Origin of the sequence: Comamonas sp. A7-5, assembly GCF_039581385.1 — a bacterium.
GTDB lineage: Bacteria > Pseudomonadota > Gammaproteobacteria > Burkholderiales > Burkholderiaceae_C > Comamonas > Comamonas thiooxydans.
Genome location: NZ_JBCPWO010000079.1, coordinates 1 through 222 on the forward strand (window position 1 = coordinate 1; position 222 = coordinate 222).

1 protein-coding gene is annotated in these 222 nt (G+C 64.9%); it reads left to right on the plus strand.

Features of this window, described 5'->3' with window-relative positions; all coding sequences use genetic code 11:
* The coding region (locus tag AAIL67_RS24840; protein ID WP_100086405.1) for an efflux RND transporter permease subunit at positions 1–222 on the plus strand (222 nt) is incomplete at both ends.

The window sequence follows — 222 nt, forward strand, 5'->3', positions numbered from 1 at the left end:
CGTGGCCGTGGTCATGGCGGGTCTGCTTCCCATTCTGGTTGGGCACGGCACCGGCTCGGAGGTCATGACCCGCATCGCGGCTCCCATGGTCGGCGGCATGGTCACAGCCCCGCTATTGAGCATGCTGGTCATCCCCGCAGCCTGGTACTTGATCCATCGCCGGCGCCCAGCAGATGGGCGCTACGCCAAAAACCACAACCCCACCGCAATCGAAGCCTCCTA